General features: G+C 58.5%; 1 protein-coding gene. It reads right to left on the bottom strand.

Features of this window, described 5'->3' with window-relative positions; genetic code table 11:
- Positions 1–924 (bottom strand): efflux RND transporter permease subunit (locus tag B7Y43_RS20215; RefSeq protein WP_374133444.1); only part of this gene is annotated, 924 nt, incomplete at its 3' end.
- Positions 925–1,030: the final 106 nt, after the last annotated feature.

Here is a 1,030-nt window from a genome sequence, read left to right as displayed (position 1 = left end):
TGCCTGCGCGACGATACGCGGGTTGCTTCCGGTCAACATGAAGATCGTGCCGAGGACAATTTCCTTGCCGTTCTCGGTCGCCGCACCGGTCCTGAGTTCAGACCCGATAACGACTTCTGCAATGTCGCCGATTCGGATGGGAATTCCGCCTCGCTTGGCAACGACGATCTGCGACAAGTCGATCTCGTTTTCAGCTCTGCCAGGCAGCCGGATCAAAACCTGTTCGCCAGCCCGTTCGACATAGCCGGCGCCAGCGTTTGCGTTGTTCGCCTCAAGCGCGTTGACGACATCGGTGAGCGACAGCTTGAGCGTCGCCAGCTGCGCCGGGTTCGGTGTGACGTGATATTGCTTGGTATAGCCGCCGACCGTGTTGACCTCGGCAACGCCGGGCACATTGCGCATTTGCGGCCGCACTACCCAGTCATGAAGCGTACGCAAATCGGTTGGTGTCCAAGCGGAGCCATCGGGCTTGCTTGCCCCCGGTTTCGCAGTGACTGAATACATGAAAATCTCGCCAAGCCCGGTGGCTGTCGGCCCCATTTGCGGTTCAATGCCCGGTGGCAATTGCGATTTCGCGGCCTGCAAACGCTCGTTGACGAGCTGACGCGCAAAATAAAGATCGGTGCCGTCCTCGAAGATAACGGTAACCTGGCTCAATCCGTATCGCGAAACCGAGCGGGTGTAGCTCAGCTTCGGCACGCCCGCGATTGCGGTTTCAATTGGGTAAGTGATCCTCTGCTCGGCTTCGAGCGGCGAAAATCCTTCAGCTTCGGTGTTGATTTGCACCTGCACATTGGTGATGTCAGGGACGGCGTCGATTGGAAGGCGGGTGGCGCTCCACACGCCAAGCGCGATGAGCAAGGCGACAATGCCAAGCACCAGCCAACGCTGGCGGATTGAAAATCCGATGATACGGGCGAGCATATTCTGTTTTCCGATCAATGGTCGTGGCTCGCGCCCGACTTTTCAATGTCGGCGCGAATGAGAAAAGCTCCCTTGGCAGCGTAGCGCGTTCCGGGCTTGATACCGG

It is taken from the genome of Sphingomonas sp. 28-62-20, from assembly GCF_002281505.1.
This window is presented reverse-complemented; position numbering and strand designations above follow the sequence as displayed.